General features: G+C 66.7%; 1 pseudogene. It reads right to left on the reverse strand.

Annotated features, from left to right (window positions below):
- Positions 1–259: pseudogene (locus tag AB1L30_RS00310) on the reverse strand (hypothetical protein); the annotation flags it as partial.
- Between the last annotated feature and the right edge of the window lie 368 nt (positions 260–627).

Below are 627 nucleotides of genomic sequence, written 5' to 3' on the forward strand. Positions count from 1 at the left end.
TAGTGATCGACCACCAGGTCATCCGGCGTTTCGACCAGCAACTGCTTGGCGCGACGACCTCGACCCCGCGCGCCCTCGCCTCCGCGATGCTCCCATCCCGAGATCCCGAATCGACATACACGACCCGCCCCACCCGCCCGACGAGCGAATCGAGGCAGGCGATCAGGCGATCCCCCTCGTTGCGGCCGATCGCCACCGCGCCAATCGCGTCGAGGGCCGGGGAGGTCGAGGGCTCCGGTCGGGGCAGGGGGGCGGTCACGGATGCGAGGTCCTTCGAGGCGAGATGCTCAGGCTCGGGACGGCTTCGGGCCGTAGCCGTCGGGGTGGGATTCGAGCCATCGCCAGGCGGTCTCGACGATCGCTCGGACTGCGGACCAGGCTCGAAGCAGGTCGGGCCGGGCCTTCTAGTTCCCAAGTATCGCTGCTCGACTTGCCAGCCCCGGCCGAACTGAGCGGCAATGTTGGGCGGCGACCTTCGCGGCGAAGACACCTACAACTGGAATGTCGCCTTCTTGGCCGTAAGCGAAGATCTGATCGACTTCTGGGTTCCAGCGGCCGTCACCATCGGAATCGATGTGCCACATGCCCCCACGGAAGACAGCGATCGTGCTGATGCCGTCACCGTTC

This window comes from Bremerella sp. JC817, from assembly GCF_040718835.1.
In the GTDB taxonomy this organism is placed as follows: Bacteria; Planctomycetota; Planctomycetia; order Pirellulales; family Pirellulaceae; genus Bremerella.